Below are 20,207 nucleotides of genomic sequence, written 5' to 3'. Positions count from 1 at the left end.
TCAGCCGAACACGCGCTTGAGCCAGGCCATGAAGCGCGCCCAGGCGCTGGTTGGCGCAGGCGCGAGCTCAACGCCCGCGGGAACGGCCCGCGGATGCCGCGCCTGCAGCACCGCAGTGAAGTTGCCGAAGAAGTCGCCGGCGATCTTCTGCGCCGCCATGTCGACCAGGCGCGAGCCGACCTGCGCGATCTTGCCGCCGACGCTGGCCGTGACCGCGTAGTGCAGCAGCGTGTCGTCAGGCCCGGTAGCCTCGAGCCGTACGGTGGCCGTGCCCTTGCCGTGCCCGGCGGCACCGCCCTGCCCCTCGAAAGCCATCGTGTAGGACTCGGGCGGCGTGATGTCCGACAGCTTCAGCTTGCCCTTGAACTTGGCTTTCACCGGCCCGATCGCGGCCGTCATCAGCACCTCGTACTCGTTCTCGCCGATCGGGTTGATCGCCTCGCAGCCGGGGATCGACTGCTGCAGCAGCGAGGTGTCGTTGAGGGCGTCCCAGGCGATTGCCTGCGACACGGGGAGGGCTTGTTGGTTGCTGAGTTCCATGATGTTCAGGATAGCCGTCTGTGAATCGGCTCGGGCCGGCCAGACAACAGCACGCCGAGTGCTTCGAGACTGTCGAGGTTGTGCGCCGGCAGCAGCCGGTCCACATGTGGCAGCAGTGCCTTGATGCCGGCCGCGCGCGGCTCGAAGCCCTCGTAGCGCAGCAGAGGGTTGAGCCAGATCAGCCGGCGGCAGCTCTTGCTCAGGCGCTCGGCCTCGAAGCCGAGCTGTGCCACGTCGCCATGCTCGAGGCCATCGGTCACCAGCAGCACGGTGGTGCGGCTGTCGAGCGTGCGCCGGGCCCAACGCTGGTTGAACTGATGAAGGCAGGCCGCCAGCCGGGTGCCGCCCGACCAGTCCTGCACCTGGTGCGAGACGCGCGCCACGGCGAGGTCGGCATCGCGCTCGCGCAGCGCGCGCGTGATCGGCGTCAGCCGGGTGCCGAAGCTGAAGCTCTGTACACGCGTATTGGCCCTGGACAGCGCATGCGCGAAGTGCAGCAGCATGCGCGAGTAGCGGCTCATCGAGCCGGAGATGTCGGCCAGCAGCACGATCGGCGCCGGCCGCTCGCGCACCCGCTTAAAGCGAAGCAGCGGCAGCTCGCCGCCATGGCGGCCCATCGAACGCAGCGTGGCGCGCCAGTCGACGCGACCCGGCCGCGCGGCGCCCTCGAAGCGGCGCGTCGCGAGCGGCTCCAGCAGCAGGTTCATGCCACGCAACAGCCGCTTCGCGGCCGCCCATTCGGCGGCACTCATGGTCTCGAAGTCCTGCTTGCGCAGTTGCTCCTGCTCGCTCCAGGTCAGGCTCGCGTCGAGCTCAAGCTTGGTCTCTTCCTTCGGCGGAGCGGGCCGCTCGCCCTGCTGCGGAAACAGCGCGTTGCCCAGGCGCCGGTTCTCGGGAGGTGGTGGCACCGCCTCGCGACCCTGCACGCGCGGCAGCAGCATCGCCATCACGCGGCCGAGCAGGTCGGGGTCGCGCCAGAAGATGTGGAAGGCCTGGTCGAACATCGCGCGGTGCTCGGCGCGATCGACCATGCAGGCGGCGAGCGTGGTGCGAAAGTCGCGCCGGCTCTCGAGGCCGGCCACCTGCAGCGCCTGCAGTGCCAGCTGCACGCGGTCGGTGCCGACCGGCAGCCCTGCCGCGCGCAGCACGCGGCCGAAGTGCATCACGTTCTCGGCCAGGTGGCCCGGGAGTTGCTCGGCGGTGGTGGCCGGCAACATGGTCTCAGGCGCCGTGCGTGGCCGTGCGCACCTCGGCCAGCAGACGCGCCGCCTCCGAGCCCTGGACCTTGGCGATGTCGTCCTGGTACTTGAGCAGCACGCCGAGCGTGTTCTGCAGCGTGGCCGGGTCGAGCACCAGCGCGTCGAGCTCGAGCAGCGCCCGGGTCCACTCGATGGTTTCGGCGATGCCGGGCAGCTTGTAGAGCTCGACGCCGCGCAGGCGCTGGATGAAGTCCACCACCTGCCGAGCCAGCGCCAGCGGCGCGTTCGGCACACGGCGCTGCAGGATCGCGAGTTCGCGCTGCGCGTCCGGGAAATCGACCCAGTGGTAGAGGCAGCGCCGCTTGACCGCGTCGTGGATCTCGCGCGTGCGGTTGCTGGTCAGCACCACGATCGGCGGGTGGGTGGCCTTGATCGTGCCGAGCTCGGGAATCGTGATCTGGAAGTCCGCCAGTACCTCGAGCAGGAAGGCCTCGAAGGGTTCGTCGGCGCGGTCGAGCTCGTCGATCAGCAACACCGGAGCCACGCTCTGGTGGGGGTCGATGGCCTGCAACAGCGGCCGCTCGATCAGGAAGCGGCGCGAGAAGAGGTTGCTGCTGAGCCGGTCACGCTCCTGGCCCGAGGCCTCGGCGAGACGGATCTCGAGCATCTGGCGCGCGTAGTTCCATTCGTAGGCGGCGCCGGCCAGGTCGAGCCCCTCGTAGCACTGAAGCCGGATCAGCGGCCGGCCGAGTGCTGCCGCCAGCGTGCGCGCAATCTCGGTCTTGCCGGTGCCGGGCTCGCCCTCGAGGAACAGCGGCCGCTGCAGGCGCAGCGCGAGGAACACCGTGGTCGCCAGCTCGCGGCTGGCGACGTAATCGTGTTCGAGCAGCCGCGCCTGGGTTTCGTCGATGCTCGCCGGCAGCGCGGCGGCTGTGCTCATCCCGCCGCGGCCACCGCGCGCCCGGCCAGCACCGGGATCAGCGCGGCGCGGTACTCGGCCGAGCCGTGCAGGTCGCTGTTGAGGCCGGCGCTCGAGACCTTGACCCCGGCCGCGGCCGCCGGCGTCCAGCTGGCCGTCAGGGCCGCCTCGATGTCCTTGGCCCGCATCACGCCGGCGCCGGCGCCGGTGACCGCGACCCGCACGCCGCCCGCGCCCTGGCTCACGAACACGCCGACGATCGAGAAGCGCGAAGCCGGCTGCTTGAACTTCTGCCAGGCGGCCTTCTTCGGCACCGGGAAGCTGACCTTGGTGATCAGTTCGCCGTCGGCCAGCGCGGTTTCGTACAGGCCCTTGAAGAAGTCATCGGCGGCAATGGTCCGCTTGTCGGTGTGGATCGTCGCGCCGAGACCGAGCACCGCGGCCGGATAGCAGGCGGCCGGATCGTTGTTGGCGAGGCTGCCGCCGATGGTGCCGCGGTTGCGCACCTGGCGATCGCCGATGTTGCCGGCCAACGCGGCCAGCGCCGGGATCGCCGCCGCAACCTCCTTCGACGCCGCCACCGCGGCGTGCGTGGTCATCGCGCCGATCGTCACCGTGCCGCCGGCCACCGTGATGCCACGCAACTCCGCGATGCCGCCAAGGTCGACCAGCGCCGAGGGCGCGGCCAGACCGAGCTTCATCGCGCCCAGCAGCGACTGGCCACCGGCCACGAACTTGCTGTCGGCGGCTGCCACCGAGCGCGCCGCATCGGCCACCGCGGCCGGACGGGAAAAGGCAAAGGCTTCCATGGAAATCTCCTCGAAGCTGGTTGTTCAGCGAGCGCCGTGGATGGCCTTCCACACCTGGTGCGGCGTGGCGGGCATCGGCAGGTCCTTGACGCCGATCGCGTCGCAGATCGCGTTGATCACCGCCGGCGGCGAGCCGATCGCGCCGGCCTCGCCGCAGCCCTTGACGCCCAGCGGGTTGTGGGTGCAGGGCGTGCCCTTCGCGGTCTCGACCGTGAAGTTCGGGAAGTCGTCGGCGCGCGGCATGGTGTAGTCCATGTAGCTGCCGGTCAGCAGCTGGCCGCTCTCGGTGTCGTAGACGCCGTGTTCGAGCAGCGCCTGGCCGATGCCTTGCGCCAGCCCGCCATGGACCTGGCCCTCGACGATCATCGGGTTGACGACGTTGCCGAAGTCGTCGACCGCGGTGAAGCGCTCGACTCGCACCACACCGGTGGCCGGATCGACCTCGACCTCGCACAGGTAGCTGCCCGAGGGATAGGTGAAGTTGGTCGGGTCGTAGAAGGCGTTCTCGTTGAGACCCGGCTCGAGCTTGTCGAGCGGGTAGTTGTGCGGCACGTAGGCCGTCAGCGAGACCGCGGCGAAGGGCACCTTCTTGTCGGTGCCGGCAACCTTGAACTCGCCGTTCTCGAACTCGATGTCGGTGTCGGCCGCCTCCATCAGGTGGGCCGCGATCTTCTTGCCCTTGGCGATGATCTTGTCGACCGCCTTGACGATCGCGGTGCCACCCACGCTCAGCGAGCGCGAGCCGTAGGTGCCCATGCCGAACAGCACCTTGCCGGTGTCGCCATGCTCGATGTTGACGTCGTCCATCGGGATGCCGAGCTTGTCGGCCACGACCTGGGCAAAGGTGGTCTCGTGGCCCTGGCCGTGGCTGTGGCTACCGGTGAAAACGGTGACCTTGCCGGTCGGATGGACCCGCACCTCGCCGGCCTCGAACAGGCCGGCCCGCGCGCCGAGTGCGCCGGCGATGTTGCTCGGCGCCAGGCCGCAGGCCTCGATGTAGCAGCTCATGCCGAGGCCGCGCTTGAGGCCCTTGGCCTCGCTCGCGGCGCGACGGGCGGCGAAGCCCTTGACATCGGCGAGGTCCAGGGCGCGCGCGAGTGTTGCCTCGTAGTCGCCGGTGTCGTAGGTCAGGCCGACCGGCGTGGCGTAGGGGAAGCTCTTGATGAAGTTGCGACGGCGGATCTCGGCGGGCTCGATCTTCATCTCGCGCGCCGCGGTCTCCACCAGGCGCTCGACCACGTAGGTCGCCTCGGGTCGTCCGGCGCCGCGGTAGGCATCGACCGGCGCGGTGTTGCTGAACACCCCGGTCACTTGGCAATGGATCACCGGCGTCGCGTACTGGCCGGCGAGCAGCGTGGCGTAGAGGATGGTCGGCACGCTCGAGGCGAAGGTGCTCAGGTACGCGCCGAGGTTGGCGGTGGTATCCACCCGCATCGCGAGGAACTTGCCATCCTTGTCCATCGCCAGCTCGGCGGTGGTGACATGGTCGCGGCCGTGGGCATCGGTGAGGAAGGCCTCGCTGCGGTCGGCGGTCCACTTGATCGGCCGGCCGACGCGCTTGCTGGCCCAGGTGATCGCGGTCTCCTCGGCGTAGAGGAAGATCTTGGAGCCGAAGCCGCCACCGACGTCGGGTGCGACCACCCTGAGCTTGTGCTCGGGAATGCCGAGCACGAAGGCGCACATCAGCAGTCGGTGGACATGCGGGTTCTGGCTGCCCACATGCAGCGTGTAGCTCTCGTCGCTCGGGTTGTAAGAAGCGTTGGCCGCGCGCGGCTCGATCGCGTTGGGGATCAGCCGGTTGTTGCGAAACTGGAGCTTGGTCACATGGGCGGCACCGGCCACGGCAGCGTCGACCGCCGCCTTGTCGCCGATGGCCCAGGTGTAGCAGACGTTGTCGGGTGCAGCGTCGTGCACCGGCACGCCGGCCCCGCCCTTGGCGGTGGCGGTGTCGACCACCGGCTTGAGCTCTTCGTAGTCCACATCAATCAGCAGCGCTGCAGCCTTGGCCTGCGCCAGCGTCTCGGCCACCACCAGCGCGACCGCATCGCCGACATAGAGCGCCTTGTCGTCGCACAGGATCGGGTGCTTGGGCTCCTTCATCGGCGTGCCGTCGATGCTGGTGATCAGCCAGCCGCAGGGCAGGCCGCCGACCTCGCGGAAGTTCGCGCCGGTGAAGACATCGAGCACGCCATCGGCCGCCTTGGCGGCGTCGGTGCTGATGCTCTTGATCTTCGCGTGCGCGTAGGGCGAGCGCAGGAAGTAGGCATAACTCTGCTGCGGCAGCGTGATGTCGTCGGTGTACTGGCCGCGACCGGTGAGGAAGCGCGCGTCTTCCTTGCGCTCGACCCGCTGGCCGATGAAACCTTGGCGTGCGTTCATGGTCGTGCTCCTCAGACGCCCATGGCAGTCGCGCCTTCGCGCACCGCCTTGACGATGTTCTGGTAGCCGGTGCAGCGGCAGATGTTGCCCTCGAGGCCTTCGCGCACCTCGGCGTCGCAACTGTGCGGATGGTTCTGCACCAGGTCGACCGCGCTCATCACCATGCCCGGGGTGCAGAAGCCGCACTGCAGGCCATGGCAGCTCCTGAAGGCCGCCTGCATCGGATGCATCGTGCCGTCGGCCGCGGCCAGGCCCTCGATGGTCGTGACCTCGGCGCCGTCGGCCTGCACCGCGAGCAGGCTGCAGCTCTTGACCGCACGGCCGTTGATGTGCACGGTGCAGGCGCCGCATTGCGCCGTGTCGCAGCCGACGTGGGTGCCGGTCAGGCGCAGCGTCTCGCGCAGGAACTCCACCAGCAGCGTCTGCGGCGCCACCTCGCGCTTGACCGACTTGCCGTTCACTTTCAACGAGATCGGGGTGCCCATATCGTCTCCTTGGCTGGTTTGGCTGAGGCTGCGGAAGGCGTCGCGGCGCGGGTGCCGGAGCGCAAAAGAACGACGGCGCCAATGCGCCGATTCGCTTCGATGCTAGGAGTCGTGCCGGTCCGTGGATGCATGATGCAAACCCTTAGGAAGTTACCCAGGCGGCCTAGGGCCTGTTAACGCTACCGGAGGGCTCGCGCCCGGGCCGCGCAGGCCGCAGGGGTAGGCGCGAGGAAGGACGCGTGCTCATGCACGCAACGACCGAGCAACGCCGCCCTGCGGCCTGCGCGACCCAGGCCCGAAGGGTGATCCCAGGAAACTGCGGCCCTCGGCGTTGCAAAGCTCGCCGGGGGCCGACCCCGGCTGCGCTTTGCGCCTTGATGGCCTTTGTTTCCTGGGTCACGCGACCCCTCCGGTAGCGTTAACAGGCCCCAGATTTCCCTGCGCCGGCAGATGATCCGCGCATCGGCTCCAATGTGTGCAAGCATCGCCAATACCCCATGGATAACGTCGACCTCCAGGTCCTCAGAGAGATCGCCAGCTGGCGCGCCGATGGCCAGCGCGCGGTACTGGGCACGATCACCCGAACCTGGGGCTCGGCGCCGCGCCCGATCGGCTCGCTGGTGGCAGTGCGCGGCGACGGCCGCATCGCCGGCTCGGTCTCGGGCGGTTGCATCGAGGACGACCTGATCGAGCGCATCCAGCGCGGCGCGCTGGCGCTGACGGCCCCTGAACGGGTGCGCTATGGCGTCTCGGCAGAAGAGGCGACGCGCTTCGGCCTGCCCTGCGGCGGCACGCTGGAACTGGTGCTCGAGCCGATCGGCGAAGCCTCGCAAATCGAAGCACTGCTGGCGCGACTGGCGGCTGGCGAGCGGGTCCAGCGCCGGCTCGACCTCGCCACCGGCGCGGTCACGCTGGCGCCGGCGCCACCCGGCGCGACGCTGGTGGTGGATGACGCGACGCTGCTCAGCACCCACGGCCCGAGCTGGCGCCTGCTGCTGATCGGCGCCGGCCAGATGAGCACCTACCTGGCCGAGATGGCACGCGCCCTCGACTACGAGGTGCTGGTCTGCGATCCGCGCGAGGAGCACGCCGGCGGCTTCGGCGTGGCCGGCGCCCGCCTGCTCAAGGGCATGCCCGACGACGTGGTGCGCGAGCTGCGGCCCGACGGCCACACCGCCGTCATCGCGCTGACGCACGACCCCAAGCTCGACGACCTGGCGCTGATGGAGGCACTGGCCAGCGATGCCTTCTATGTCGGCGCGATCGGCTCGCGCCTGAACCAGGCCAAGCGGCGCGAGCGGCTGAGCGAGCATTTCGGCATCAGCGAGGCCCAACTGCAGCGCCTGCATGGCCCGGTCGGCATCCGCAACGGGGCGCGCACGCCACCCGAGATCGCCGTGGCGATCCTGGCCGAGCTCACCGCCGAGCGCTACGGCTACCGCATTCCCGAACCACTGCCGCCCGCCGCCGCTTCTGGGCCGGAGGCCGGCTGCTCGCTCTGATGGCCGTTGCGCGTTGACCTCGGCCGCGGACCGCGGCTTCGGTACGATCGCTGCATCGTCCCTCGCCCGAGTCCCGATGCGCTGGTTGCGGCCGCCACTGCTGGTTCTTGTCGCACTGACAGCCCTGATCACGGTCCCGGCGCGAGCCCAGTTCAGGACCGAAGGCGTCGACATGCAGAGTCACGTCAACGGCGTGATGTCGCTGATGACGCTGACGGTCGCGCCCGATGTCACGACCAGTTCGCTGTCCATCACCAATTCCCAGAGCCAGAACCCGGGCATCTGGATGACCCAGTTCGGCGGCGGCTTCACTTGGAGCCGCGAAACACCGCTGTACCTGGAAGGCAATGCGGCCTATTCGCGCTACGACCCGGTCTTCGTCGCATCCGACGGCACCGAACAGCGCGTGCTCCCGGCCCGCTGGAACACCGTCACCGCCACCGGCGGCATCGGCTGGGACTTCCCGATCTCCGAGCACTGGGTCGTGCGGCCGATCTTCAATTTCACGCTTGGCTACGTGGCCAGCGATCTGCGCGTGGCCAAGTTCTTCGTCGAGAGCAACACCGAGCTCGATCTGGACTTCATCGACGGCGGCAGGCTCAACGCCTACGGCCTCGGCGGCTCGCTGATGCTCGACTACGAATCCTTCTCGCCCGAGCAGGATCTCGATCTCGAGATCCGCTACACCGATGTCGAATTGCGCAGCTACGGCAGCAGCAACGAGGCGGTCCAGGGCAGCGCGAGCGCGCAGAGCGTGGGGCTGTGGGCGCGCCGGCGAGCGCCGACCGGAATGACCGCGCTGCAGCGCCCGGTGCGCTACGTGCTGGAGTACGCCCACACCCGCTTTCTCGGCCCCGATGCCGGCGTCCTCGGCTTCAACCAGCTCAACTCGGTCGGTGCCGGATTCGAACTCGACTCGAGCGCCTACGACGTCTGGGCAACCCGCTGGCGCGCGGTGTTGCGCTACAAGTTCGGCCCCAACGTCACGGGCTGGTCGCTCGGGCTGGCGCTGAGCTTCTGAGTCGCTGCCGGCCGGGCCGGCCGCGTTCGCTCGGCGGCCTCAGGGATTGAGCTCCTTGTCCTTCCAGTACTTGCGGCCCGCCGCCGAGACACCGGCCGCCAAGCCGGTCTTGGTCATCGGGTAGACCTCGATCGGGCCGGTCGCCATCTCGCCCATCTCGGTCGTGCCGCCCTTGCCCTTGGCGGTGGCGGTGGCGCCGGCCTGGCCGCCGAACTCCCAGCCCGATTCGATGAACTTGTTCAGCGTCGCCGCATCCTTGAACACCAGCACTTCGCGATAGTCCTTGATGCCGATGTCGAGACCGGCCGAGGCCTGGCCCATGCTCATGTAGACCTCCTTGCCGCCAGTGGGGTGGACCAGGCCGCGACCGCCGGCCCCGCCGACGATGAAGGAGACACCGTAGCTCGAGAAGCAGCCATAGCCGGCGGCCTTGGCGATGCGCGCCTGCAGTTCCGGCTTGCTCTTGTACAGCGTGGCCAGCGCCTCGTCGCACATCTTCCTGACCTCGGCCCGTTGTGCGGCGGGGTCGGCAGCAAGGACGGCAGTGGCCGGCACGCCGAGCAGCAATGCCACTGCAGCGGCACGCACGAGGCTGGACGACATCAAGGACGGTTTGGGCATGGCGCGTTCTCCTTCCGTTGGTTGGGAGCCCGGGTGATACGCCTCGGCCCCGCCTGCGTCAAGACTGGAAGCGGGCGCCGACCGGGACCACGTTCGTAGGCGCACCGCTCACACCTTCACGAACCAGCGCTTGCGCCACATGCCCCAGGCGATCAGGTACATGAAGCTCACGAAGCACAGCGCGAAGAGCAACGAGGCGTTCTCGGGCGCGATCGGCAACGCCTGGATCGGCGCGTACAGCCATTGCTGCAGCGTGACCGCGCTGCCGTCGGTGCGGGTGATCTTCAGCGTGTAGCCGGCAGTGGCGATCAGCGCCGACAGGGCAAACAGGAACAGCGCGTTCATGCCGAACACGACCAAGGGCTTGAACCAGCGCGCCGCCGTCGCGCGCCAGGCCGCCGATGGCTGGCCGTCGAGCAGCCAGTAGAAGGTGCCGAAATAGACCAGCGCCCAGCCGGTCATGAACAGCGCATAGGACGGCGTCCACAGGCTCTTGTTGATCGGCATCAGCACCAGGCCCAGCACCATGCCCAGCACCAGCGCGGCGATCCCGGCAACGAAGAACCAGGCCGTCTTTTCGGCAGGCGGCGCGCTGCCGGCCAGCCAGCGGCCCGCCAGCACGCCAAGCAGCGTGCTGGCCAGGGCCGGTAGCGTGCCGAGCAGTCCCTCCGGATCCCAGGTCTTCGACTGGCTCCAGAGGTGGCCGTCGAGCAGCAAGCGGTCGAGGTAGGAGCCCAGGTCCTGTCCCGGCTGCAGCGCACCGGCGCGCAGCACGCCGTCGGCGCCCGGCGCCGGCACCAGCAACATCAGCAGCGAGTAGCCGGCCAGCAGGCCGAGGATCCAGGCCACCTGCTGGCGCAGGCCGGCGTAGACCACGATCGGCGCGGCCAGCAGGATGCACAGCCCGATCCGCTGCAGCACGCCAGGGACGCGCATGCCGGCGAGGTCGAAGTTCTGCACCAGGTTCAGCAGCAGGCCGATGACGATGATCGTCAGCGCCCGTTTCCACAGCTTGAGGACCAGCGTGCGCCGGTCGCCGCCCTGCACGGCGCGCTGGCCGAGCGACAGCGTCATCGAGACGCCGACGATGAACAGGAAGAACGGAAACACCAGGTCGGTGAAGGTCCAGCCGTCCCAGCGTGCATGCGCCAGCGGCGGATGCAGATGGCCCCAGTCGCCGGGGTCGTTGACCAGCAGCATCGCGGCAATCGTGAAGCCGCGGAAGGCGTCGAGGGAGAGCAGGCGCCGGCCCTGGGTCGGCGCGCCGGCATCCGCCGGAGCAAGGTTCGAGGCTGTGTCGGGTTTCATGCGCGAGAGATCGGGCCATCTGCGGCCGAAGACAGGGAGCGAGCATCGCCACCGTGGCAACGACCGGCAGCGTCGCGATGCAGGCCCGGATGAAGAAGCTCAGGTGGTCGAGCCGCGACTGTATCCAGCCGCGCGCCATGGTCGGTGCCTGGCCGGCGTGCCGCAAGGCATGGCGTGGCGTGTCCGCCAGTCGGTGCGAGCGCGGGTTGACGGCAAAGCAGGCGCGTGCCACCTTCGATCAAGGCCCCAGCACGACCGCAACCATCCAGACCCACACCCGCATGAGTCGATCGACGCCGGCCCGCTACGCACTGCAACTTGCCCTCGGCGCCGGCCTCGCCTGGTGCGGCAACGCGGCGGCCGAGAACGTGGCCGACCGCTACTGGATGCAGGTCGACGCGTTCTTCCCGCGCGCGGAATCGAGCGCGCAAGCCGACCTGCTGGTCGGCGACGTGCCCGGCACCGAGATCGACTTCGAGCGCGACCTCGGCCTGCCACGCGACTCCAGCCTGCCCTACCTGCGCCTGGGCGCACGCGCCGGCGAGGCCTGGCGTTTCGAGTTCGAGTACTACGCGCTGCGCCGCAGCGGCAGACGCAGCATCGACAAGGAGATCCGCTGGGACGACTCGGTCTATCCGGTCTCCGCGGTGCTCGACAGCCGCTTCGACTCCGACGTCTACCGCGCCACCGTGGGCTATTCGTTCCTGCTCCAGCCGAATGCCGAATTCGGCGCCTCGCTCGGCGTGCATGCGACCCGCTTCAATATCGAGCTCGCCGGCGCGGTGAGCGGCTCCATCGTGGAGGCGGTGCATGTCGAGCAGCAGGAAGAGATGTTCCCGCTGCCCACGCTCGGCGTGTACGGCATCTTCGCGCTGGCGCCCGACTGGCTGCTGCGGGGGCGCGCCGACTACCTCACGCTCAGCATCGACGACTACTCCGGCTCGCTGATCAACGCCTCGGCCAGCCTGAACTGGCGCTTCTCGCCGAGGTTCGGCATCGGGCTCGGCTACCGCTACGTCCACTACGACATCCGCGTCGAGCGCCAACTGTGGCGCGGCAGCGTGAACTACCGCTTCTTCGGGCCGACGCTGTACCTGGAAGCGGCGTTCTGACAGCCCGCAGCAGCGGCGAGTCCGGGCAAAGCAAGGGCGCCCCGAGGCGCCCTTGCTGTCGTTGGCGATTCAACGCCCCAGGATCTGGGCCACGTCGCTTCGCCTGGGTTCCTTGATCGCGCAGCCGGTCAGGCTCGAGCAGTGACCGACGGCAGGCACAGCGAGTGATCGCGGCAAGCCGCCTACTTGGACTTGGGCGCCGCCTGCTCGGCCCTTCGCCGCTCGACCTTGAGGTCGTTGATCACCTCTTCCATGATCGTCGCCGGCACGAAGCTCGGCGGGAACGAGCGCGGCGGGAACTCCTTGAACGAATCGGCGAAGGCGAAGACCTGGTCCATCGCCCCGTAGACCTGGCCGACGTGGTTCAGTTGCCAGTCCCAGAAGGTGTTGGACGTGATGTCGGCCCGCTCGTACGGGTCCTGGAACAGGTTGAAGATCTTCTGCAGGCGCAGCCGCGTGAAGGGCTCGGCCCAGACACCCATGGTGCCCGGCAGGCGCTGCTCGGCGTAGACGTACTTGTAGTCGCCCTGCCGGAACGCCACCAGCAGGCCGTCGTCGTCGGTGTAGAAGAACTTGTCGCGCGCGCTCTTGACGCCGTTGTTGTTGCCGGCGGTGCCGCTGACGGTGCGCAGGAAGGTGGACTGGTCGTAGCCGTCGAGGTGCACCTTGAACGTGCGGCCCTGCGGGCCGGTGGTCGTGTAGCCCTTCTTGAGCTTGCCGATGATGTCGGGCTCGCCGGCGATTGCCATCAGCGTGGGCACCCAGTCGTTGTGGCTCATCAGCTCGTTGGTGACGGTTCCGGGCTTGATCACGCCGGGCCAGCGCACCACCGCGGGCACGCGGAATGCGCCCTCCCAGTTGGTGTTCTTCTCGGCGCGGAACGGCGTCATAGCCCCGTCGGGCCAGGTGTTCATGTGCGGCCCGTTGTCGCTGGTGTAGACGACGATGGTGTTGTTGGCGATACCCATGTCGTCTAGCGCCTTGAGCAGCGAGCCGACCATCTCGTCGTGCTCGATCATGCCGTCGATGTATTCGCTGTCGCCATGCTTGTAGCGGCCGCGGTGCGACTCGCGCACGTGGGTGCGCAGGTGCATGCGGGTGGCGTTCATCCAGGTGAAGAATGGCTTCCCGGCGGCGTTCTGGCGCTTCATGAAGTCGATCGCGGCGGCCGAGGTCTCGTCGTCAACCGTTTCCATCCGCTTCTTGGTCAGCGGGCCGGTGTCCTGGATCGTCTGCATGCCGACCTTGCCGAAGCGCGGGTCGACCGTGGCGTCGTCCTTGCCGGTGGCCATGGTCTTGAGCACGCCGCGCGGTCCGAACTTGGCGCGGTAGGCCGGGTCCTTCGGATAGTCCGGCAGCTCTGGCTCTTCCTCGGCGTTGAGGTGGTAGAGGTTGCCGAAGAACTCGTCGAAGCCATTGACCGTAGGCAGCGAAGGATTGCGGTCACCGACATGGTTCTTGCCGAACTGGCCGGTGGCGTAGCCCATGTTGCGCAGCAGCCCGCCGATCGACGGGTCGAGTTGGCTCATGCCCATCGGTGCACCCGGGAAGCCGACCTTGGTCAGCCCGGTGCGGATGCCATGCTGGCCGGTCAGGAACGCGGCACGTCCTGCGGTGCACGACTGCTCGGCGTAGTAGTGCTGGAGACGGATGCCTTCCCGCCCGATGCGGTCGATGTTCGGCGTCTCGTAGCCCATCACCCCGCCGCTGTAGGCGCTGATGTTGGCGATGCCGACGTCGTCGCCGAAGATCACCAGGATGTTCGGCTTCTTCTGTGCCTGCGCATGGGCGGCCGGCACCGTCAGCGTCAGGGCGCAGACGGCGGTGAGGGCCGTGAGCGCAACGCGCCCGAGTCCCCGCAGGCTCGACTTCAAACAACTCATGCCATCACTCCTGTGTGCAGTTGGATCAGACCGTACGCACTCCCGCGCACGAACCACGATGGATGCGGTTGCCCGCACTCTCCCCACGACAGGCCGGGCTGTTCGCCCGCGGCCACCTCGGCAGCGGTTCCGGGGTCGCGTGTGCCAGGCACCGCTTCCCCTCCGCATTTCTGTTCAGTTCTTCGGCGCCGGGAAGACCTGCTTCCAGTCGCGCTGCATGCTGACCACCGTCCAGCCCTTGGCCTTGGCCTCGTCCCAGGCCTTGTCGAGCTTGCCGATCTTGGACTGGCGGTCGTAGGCAAACTCGCGCGCCGCGTCGTCGTGATGGACGATCAGCGCCATCCGCGCGCCGGACCCAGCCACGGTGTACTGCAGCATCTGCAGGTCGCCATCGGAGTTGCCGAAGGCGAGGATCGGCCGCCGGCCGATCTGCTTGTAGATGCCGACCGGCTTGCCCGGACCGTCGTCGATGAAGTCGATCTTGGGCTCGCGCATCAGCACCGGCTTGCCGCCGGCCATGTCGAACTTCATGCCCTGCTGAGAGCCGACCACCTGCTCGGGCGGGATGCCATAGACCTTCTCGACCCACGGCCGCATGAACTCGACCGAGCCGCCGGAGACGATGAAGGTCTTGAAGCCCTTGCTGCGCAGGTAGGCCAGCAACTCGAGCTGCGGCTGGTAGACCAGTTCGGTGAACGGGCGCTTGAGCTTGGGGTGGCGCGCGCTGGCGAGCCAGTCGCGGATGGTCTGGTCGTAGGCCTCGTTGCTCATGCCGCTGTTGGCCACCATCAGCAGTTCGAGGATCGGCTTGTGGCCCATCTCGGCCAGCGCCGCGTGGTCGTTGGCCACCAGCGCCTTGAAGGCTGCGTTGTCCTTCCACTCGGGATGCTGAGGTGCCGCGGCCTTGACCTGCTCGAGCATGAACAGGAACTGAAAGTAAAGCGGCTGCTCGGCCCAGAGCGTGCCGTCGTTGTCGAAGGTGGCGATGCGTTCGGCCGGCGCGACGTAGGACGGCGAGCCCTCGCGCGTGACCCCGTCGACGAACTTGAGGATCGCCTGCTTGCTGGTGCCTTCGTTCCACGAGGGTAGCGGGTCGGTGTTCCCGCCACCGCCGCTGGCACAGGCCGCCAGCACCAGGGCCGCGGCCCCGAGCACGAGCCAGCGCCTCGTGCGTTGCCAGATGCCGAGCCGTTGTTCACCTTGCATCCATGCCTCCTCTGCGCTGCGCGCACGTGGATGAGAACGATTCGGGCTTATCGCTGGCGTGTCACGCCTCGTCAACCACCACGTCCGTTGGCCACACCGCCGGCAGGCGATGCCTGGCGCCCGGCCTGGTCGCGCTGCGCGCGCCAGTCGTCCTCGCTCATCACCAGCCTGAAGCCCAGGTGCGACATGCTGGTGTACGGATCGGTGCCACGCCGCGCGCTCGGCCGGTAGCTCAGGCAGAAATCTTCGTTGCAGAGGAAGGAGCCGCCGCGCGTCACGCGCTTCGGTGCGGCCTCGGGCACACCCGGCTCGCTCGGGTCCCAGCTGTCGCTCGGGCCGGGCGGGTCGTCCTGCGCGGCGCCGGTGCGCACCACGCGCTCGAACTGATCGGCGCGATACCAGTCGGCCACCCACTGCCAGGCGTTGCCGGTCATGTCGAACAGGCCGTAGCCGTTGGCCGGGAAGCTTCCGGCCGCACTGGTGCCGACGGCGCCACCGGCCTTGGCGCTGACCACCGGGAAGGTGCGCTTCTGCTGGCCCTGCCAGACGTTGGCCATCTGCTGCTTGCCGGGCGCGAATTCCTCGCCCCAGACGTAGGTGGCCTGTTCGAGTCCGCCGCGCGCGGCGAACTCCCACTCGGCCTCGGTCGGCAGGCGCTTGCCGGCCCAGCGCGCATAGGCCAGCGCGTCCTCGTGGCTGACCTGCACCACGGGATGATCGTTCTTGCCCTCGATGCTGCTGCCCGGCCCGTTCGGGTGACGCCAGCTCGCCCCCGGCACGTAGCGCCACCAGCGGGTGAAGTCGCGGTAGTCGACCACTGCCGGCGTGCCGACAAAGACCATCGCGCCGGCCACGAGTGCCTCGTCGGGCGGGCGCGGCGTGCCGGGTGGCAGTTGCGGCGCCATCGTGGCCCAGTCGGGCTTGCGCTCGGCGGTCGTGAGGTAGCCGGTGGCCTCGACGAAGCGGCGGAACTGCGCGTTCGTCACATGGTGGCGATCCATCCAGAGGCCACCGACGCGGGCCGGATGGGCCGGCTTCTCGTTGGCCTGGGCGAGCTTGTGGTCGCTGCCCATCAGGAACTTGCCACCGGGGATCCAGGCCATGTCGGCCGGGCCATTGATCCCGTCGCCGACCACCGGCCCCGCAGGCACGCGGCTCGCCTCCCAGGTCCGCACGGCACCGTAGCCGAGTACGCCGCAGAGCAAGATCGCGCCAAGCAACATCGCCGCGTCGCGCCAGCGCCTGCTTCGCGGCGCGACGGTCATGGCCTCGGACGCAGCAGACCCGCGCTTTGCTGGGGCGACGGCATCATGCGAGTGCTTTCGGCTCATGGCTGGCTTGGCGATCGTTGACGGACGAGGCACCTTACATCAGCGTCGGCGTGGGCGACGTCCGCCAGCTGCCGTCGGACCGGAGCAGTCACGCGCGACCAGCCAAAGAAAAAAGCCCCAGCCGCGAACGGCTGAGGCTTTGGATGTTGGTGGACCCGGGGGGAATCGAACCCCCGTCCGCAAGCCATCATCGGGCAGATCTACATGCTTAGCTTTCTGATTTGAGTCTCACGTCGCCGTCGCGCAGGAGCACGCTACGGACAACGCCAGCCACTAGATCTCGTTCGGTGCTGTGTGGCACAGCAAGGAACCAGCCAATGTGTATTACCCCTCAGCCCTTGGTCTTGCGACCTCGGACCCGGCCCATCGGCCAACCGTTGAGAGGCTCACCGGTGTTTAAGCGGCGAGGGCGAAACGTTCGTCGTTCGCAGTTGGTTTGTTTCAGCTGGATTTACGAGCTCACTGATGCTCGGCATGCCCCACTCCGAATCCGCACCCACGTCGAAACCTGGTCGGGCCCAGAGCCACGATTGTAGGCGGCCCGGCAGAAGCGCGCAGAGTCACGGGGGCTGCAAGCGCAGGCACAGCCGCTGCGATGGCAAGGCGACATCCGCCGGCTGGCGCGCCCCAAGGCCCCGCACCCCCGGGGGAGCATGGTTGCGGCGTCGCAGCAACGCCTCTTCGAGGGGCCGTCCGATGCGGTCGCGCGAATGGGGGTCGGTTAGCATCGTTCGGCCATCTGGCGCTTACCCGGGTGGCCTTGGCGGGGCAGTTCACCGCGAACTCGACGGAGGGTGAGAGGCATGGGAGCGGCAATCTCCCGACACCAGGGGCAACCGGTGGCAGCGGCCTCGGGCGCGACCCGCGCACTCCCGATGCGAGCTGTCGGCATCCTCTTGTGCCTGTTCACGGTTCTGGCCGTGGCTGCAGCGCTGCGCCGGGGGCCCTGGCTCGACGAGTTCTGGACGCTCTGGTTCGCGCAGCACGACCTCCCCTTGCTCGAACTCGCCCGGCAACGCTGGCGCGTCGACTTCAACCCGCCGCTGTTCTCCACCTTGCACTGGCTGCTGGGCCTGGTCGGGGGCGACAGCCTGATCGGGCACCGGCTGTTCAACCTGCTGCCCCTGGCCTGGGCGGTGGCCTTTGGCAGCGTGCTGCTGCGCTGGCGGCCGGCCCGGGCCACCTTCGTGCTCGTCTTCGCGGTGCTGCTCTTCGCCTGGCCCGCGTCGATCGACTACTTTGCGGAGGCGCGCTCCTACTTTGCCCAGATCTGCCTCTTCTTCGTGCTGGTCGCGGGCGGGTTCGCGTTGGTCGACGATGCCGACGACCTCGACTGGCAGCGCGACCGCGTGCCCGCATCGATGTTCCTCGCGACCGTCGTGCTGGCAACCAACCTGCACTACATCGCGACGCTGCAGGCGCTGATCCTGCTCGGTCCACTGACCCTGCTATGCCTGTGGCGCGGCCAGCGGCGCTGGGCGACTGCGTTGCTCTGCGCGCTGGCGGCCGCGCTGCTGCTGCTCGCGCTCTACCTCGCCTACCACCTGCAGTTCCTGATTCCGGCCTCGAAGACCTATTGGGTGACGAGCAGCGTCGGCAAGGCGCTGCTGATCTTCGCGCGCGCTGTCTGGCAATGCCTTGCCGCGGCGCCATTGGCCAGCGCACTGGCAGGCTGCGCGCTGCTGCTGACGCTCGCCGCGCGGGTGCACGTGCGCGGCCTCGCCGGCGAGGCGCCGATCTTCGAACGCGGCTTCGCCGAGGCGCTGCGCGCGCCCGAGGCCCGCGTGCCGCGCCTGCTGCTGGTCATCGCGGCGGCAGCCGCCTTCGCCGCGATCCTGCTCGTGACCCACGTGGTGCGCCCGCTGGTGACCGAGCGCTACATCGTGAGCTTCCAGGTGCTGATCGTCGGCACGATCGCGGCGCTGTCGGCCAACGCGATCATGAGCCGGCGCCTGCTCTGGAGCCTGCTGCTGGTCATGGCGCTGCCCGCGGTCCTGTTGCACGCCTACCGCGCCCAGCAGCCACAACTGTGGGATGCCAGCGCCCGCCTCGTGCGAGAACGCGTGGCGGCCTGCCCGGGCTCGGTGGTGCACGCCCTCGTTCCCGCACCGGCAAGCCAGCCAGAGGCTGAGGTCGAGGTGCGCTACTGGGCGCATGCCGAGCGCGCCCGCCGCCTCGGATTCGCCGTGCAGCCCATGGCCGCCGGCGACAGCCGCGCACCGACGACGGCGGATCCCTGCCCGACCCTGCTCTGGGTCGAACACGTGCGCATCAAGGAGCGGCCCAACGGCGCCACTGCCGCGACGATGCTCGAGCGCCTGCAACTCGACGCCGGTGCGGTCGACCTCGCGCGCGCCCAGGTACTGGCCGGCGAAACCGGCTATGTGCTGGTCCTGCCGGCGCGACCGGCGTCTGCTCCGCGCACCGGCCCCTGAATCGCCATGGCCAGGTCGCCGCTCTACGTCGATCTCGACGGCACCCTGATCGCCACCGACCTGCTGCACGAGAGCTTGGTGCTGCTGGTGCGCGACCGGCCGCTGGCGGCGCTGCAGTTGCCCGGCTGGCTGCTGCGCGGCAAGGCTGCGTTCAAGCGCGAGATCGCCCGGCGCGTGCGGCTCGATCCGGCCGCCTTGCCCTACCGCGCCGAGGTGCTCGACCTGATCCGCACCGCGCGCGCGCAGGGCCGGCGCGTCGTGCTCGCCACCGCCAGCGACCGCGGCCTGGCCGAGGCCGTGGCCGGGCACCTGGGCCTGTTCGACGCGGTGCTGGCCTCGGACGGCAGCGACAACCTCAGCGGCGCGCAGAAGCTGGCGGCGATCCGGCTCGATGCCGCCGGCCAGGGCTTCTGCTACGCCGGCGACGCGCCGATCGACCTCGGCGTCTGGCAAGGGGCGCAGGCGGCGGTGGTGGTGTCCAACTCGGCCGCGCTGCGCCGCGCGGCCGCCGGCTGCGCCGCGGTCGAGGCCGAGATCAGCGTTCCGCGCGCCTCGCTGCGCGACTGGCTCTACGGCATCCGCCTGCACCAGTGGCTCAAGAACGTGCTGGTGTTCCTGCCGTTGCTCCCGATCCTCGACATGGCCACCTCGCAGATGCTGCTGGCGGCGCTGTCGATGTTCCTTTGCTTCGGCCTGGCCGCGTCGGCGATCTACGTGCTCAACGACCTGCTCGACCTGGAGGCCGACCGCCAGCACCCGCGCAAGTGCAAGCGGCCCTTTGCGGCCGGGCTGATCCCGATCGCCCAGGGGCTGCGGCTGGCGCTGGCGTTGCTCGCGGCAAGCCTGGTGCTGGCGGCACTGACGCTGCCGCCGGCCGCGCTCGGGGTGCTGCTCGGCTACGTGCTGCTGACCACGCTGTACTCGACCTGGCTCAAGCGCCGCGTGCTGGTCGACGTCTTCACGCTGGCCCTGCTCTACACGCTGCGCATCATCGGCGGCTGGGCCGCGACGCAGGTCGAGCCTTCGATGTGGATGCTCGGCTTCTCGATGTTCATGTTCCTGAGCCTGGCGTTGGCCAAGCGCTATGTCGAGATCGGCGAGCTGCGCGCCCACGACCAGAAGCGCATCAAGGGCCGGGCCTACACCGCCGATGACGGCGTCTTCGTGCTGGCGGCAGGCTTGTCGGCGGGCCAACTGTCGATCCTCACGCTCAGCCTCTACCTCAACGATCCGGCCGTCAGTGCCCGCTACACGCACGCCTACGTGCTGTGGTTGATGTGCCCGCTGCTGCTGTACTGGCTGGTGCGGCTGTGGCTGAAGGCCTACCACGGTGGCCTCTACGACGACCCGGTCGTGTTCGCGCTGCGCGACCGCATCAGCCGCCTGATCGTGCTGGTGGCGGTCGCGCTGGTGTGGTTGGCGCTATGAGCCCGCAGCCCGCCAGCCGAGGGCCAATG

At 68.9% G+C, this 20,207-nt stretch carries 16 protein-coding genes and 1 other RNA gene; 5 read left to right on the top strand and 12 right to left on the bottom strand.

Annotated elements, in window-relative coordinates; genetic code table 11:
• The 6 genes from EV670_RS03545 to EV670_RS03520 are packed head-to-tail and all read right to left on the bottom strand — an operon-like array spanning position 1 to position 6,331.
• Entirely contained in the window at positions 1–540 is a 540-nt protein-coding gene (locus tag EV670_RS03545) for an SRPBCC family protein (protein WP_130430417.1), read from the bottom strand.
• Between the two features lie 5 nt (positions 541–545).
• Complete coding sequence (locus EV670_RS03540; protein ID WP_130430416.1) at positions 546–1,757, bottom strand: vWA domain-containing protein; 1,212 nt, start codon at positions 1,755–1,757, stop codon at positions 546–548.
• A gap of 4 nt (positions 1,758–1,761) precedes the next feature.
• Positions 1,762–2,679 carry an AAA family ATPase gene (locus tag EV670_RS03535; protein WP_130430415.1) on the bottom strand — a complete coding sequence of 306 codons (918 nt, stop codon included), beginning with the start codon at positions 2,677–2,679 and terminating at the stop codon, positions 1,762–1,764.
• Positions 2,676–3,467: an FAD binding domain-containing protein gene (locus EV670_RS03530; protein WP_130430414.1), complete on the bottom strand. Its 792-nt coding sequence runs from the start codon at positions 3,465–3,467 to the stop codon at positions 2,676–2,678. Before EV670_RS03530 ends, EV670_RS03535 begins: the two co-directional genes overlap by 4 nt.
• Positions 3,468–3,491: 24 nt before the next feature.
• The gene (locus tag EV670_RS03525) at positions 3,492–5,846 is read right to left on the bottom strand and encodes a xanthine dehydrogenase family protein molybdopterin-binding subunit (protein ID WP_130430413.1); all 2,355 of its coding nucleotides are present in this window, start codon (positions 5,844–5,846) and stop codon (positions 3,492–3,494) included.
• 11 nt (positions 5,847–5,857) lie between these two features.
• The gene (locus tag EV670_RS03520; protein ID WP_130430412.1) at positions 5,858–6,331 is read right to left on the bottom strand and encodes a (2Fe-2S)-binding protein; all 474 of its coding nucleotides are present in this window, start codon (positions 6,329–6,331) and stop codon (positions 5,858–5,860) included.
• 497 nt (positions 6,332–6,828) lie between these two features.
• Here EV670_RS03520 and EV670_RS03515 point away from each other — a divergent pair, with 497 nt between their 5' ends.
• Entirely contained in the window at positions 6,829–7,833 is a 1,005-nt protein-coding gene (locus EV670_RS03515) for an XdhC family protein (protein WP_130430411.1), read from the top strand.
• A 76-nt stretch (positions 7,834–7,909) separates the two neighbouring features.
• A complete protein-coding gene (locus EV670_RS03510; protein WP_130430410.1) occupies positions 7,910–8,854 on the top strand; it encodes an autotransporter domain-containing protein in 945 nt (314 codons plus the stop codon).
• Between the two features lie 39 nt (positions 8,855–8,893).
• On the opposite strand, the gene EV670_RS03505 is transcribed toward EV670_RS03510, so the two are convergent.
• Both EV670_RS03505 and EV670_RS03500 read right to left on the bottom strand, forming a co-directional pair.
• The gene (locus EV670_RS03505; protein ID WP_130430409.1) at positions 8,894–9,475 is read right to left on the bottom strand and encodes a lipid-binding SYLF domain-containing protein; all 582 of its coding nucleotides are present in this window, start codon (positions 9,473–9,475) and stop codon (positions 8,894–8,896) included.
• A 108-nt stretch (positions 9,476–9,583) separates the two neighbouring features.
• Complete coding sequence (locus tag EV670_RS03500; protein ID WP_130430408.1) at positions 9,584–10,783, bottom strand: acyltransferase family protein; 1,200 nt, start codon at positions 10,781–10,783, stop codon at positions 9,584–9,586.
• Between the two features lie 281 nt (positions 10,784–11,064).
• Here EV670_RS03500 and EV670_RS03495 point away from each other — a divergent pair, with 281 nt between their 5' ends.
• Positions 11,065–11,895, top strand: coding sequence for a hypothetical protein (locus EV670_RS03495; protein WP_130430407.1), 831 nt, complete (start codon positions 11,065–11,067; stop codon positions 11,893–11,895).
• Between the two features lie 182 nt (positions 11,896–12,077).
• Here EV670_RS03495 and EV670_RS03490 read toward each other — a convergent pair whose 3' ends face one another.
• The 4 genes from EV670_RS03490 to ssrA all read right to left on the bottom strand — a co-directional run bounded on the left by EV670_RS03490 (position 12,078) and on the right by ssrA (position 16,835).
• Positions 12,078–13,778 carry an arylsulfatase gene (locus EV670_RS03490; RefSeq protein WP_130430406.1) on the bottom strand — a complete coding sequence of 567 codons (1,701 nt, stop codon included), beginning with the start codon at positions 13,776–13,778 and terminating at the stop codon, positions 12,078–12,080.
• Between the two features lie 174 nt (positions 13,779–13,952).
• On the bottom strand, positions 13,953–14,984 hold the full coding sequence (locus EV670_RS03485; protein WP_130430405.1) for an HAD family hydrolase: 1,032 nt from the start codon (positions 14,982–14,984) through the stop codon (positions 13,953–13,955).
• Positions 14,985–15,055: 71 nt separating this feature from the next.
• Positions 15,056–16,249 carry a formylglycine-generating enzyme family protein gene (locus EV670_RS03480; RefSeq protein WP_242616814.1) on the bottom strand — a complete coding sequence of 398 codons (1,194 nt, stop codon included), beginning with the start codon at positions 16,247–16,249 and terminating at the stop codon, positions 15,056–15,058.
• A 213-nt stretch (positions 16,250–16,462) separates the two neighbouring features.
• Positions 16,463–16,835: a transfer-messenger RNA gene (gene ssrA, locus EV670_RS03475) on the bottom strand.
• 355 nt (positions 16,836–17,190) lie between these two features.
• Here ssrA and EV670_RS03470 point away from each other — a divergent pair.
• Positions 17,191–18,750: a hypothetical protein gene (locus tag EV670_RS03470; RefSeq protein WP_130430404.1), complete on the top strand. Its 1,560-nt coding sequence runs from the start codon at positions 17,191–17,193 to the stop codon at positions 18,748–18,750.
• A 6-nt stretch (positions 18,751–18,756) separates the two neighbouring features.
• The gene (locus tag EV670_RS03465; protein ID WP_130430403.1) at positions 18,757–20,178 is read left to right on the top strand and encodes a UbiA family prenyltransferase; all 1,422 of its coding nucleotides are present in this window, start codon (positions 18,757–18,759) and stop codon (positions 20,176–20,178) included.
• Positions 20,179–20,207: the final 29 nt, after the last annotated feature.

The sequence above is a fragment of the Rivibacter subsaxonicus genome (assembly GCF_004217215.1).
Lineage (GTDB): Bacteria > Pseudomonadota > Gammaproteobacteria > Burkholderiales > Burkholderiaceae_C > Rivibacter > Rivibacter subsaxonicus.
The sequence above is the reverse complement of the archived record's forward strand: the minus strand, read 5'-3'. Positions and strand labels throughout refer to the sequence as shown.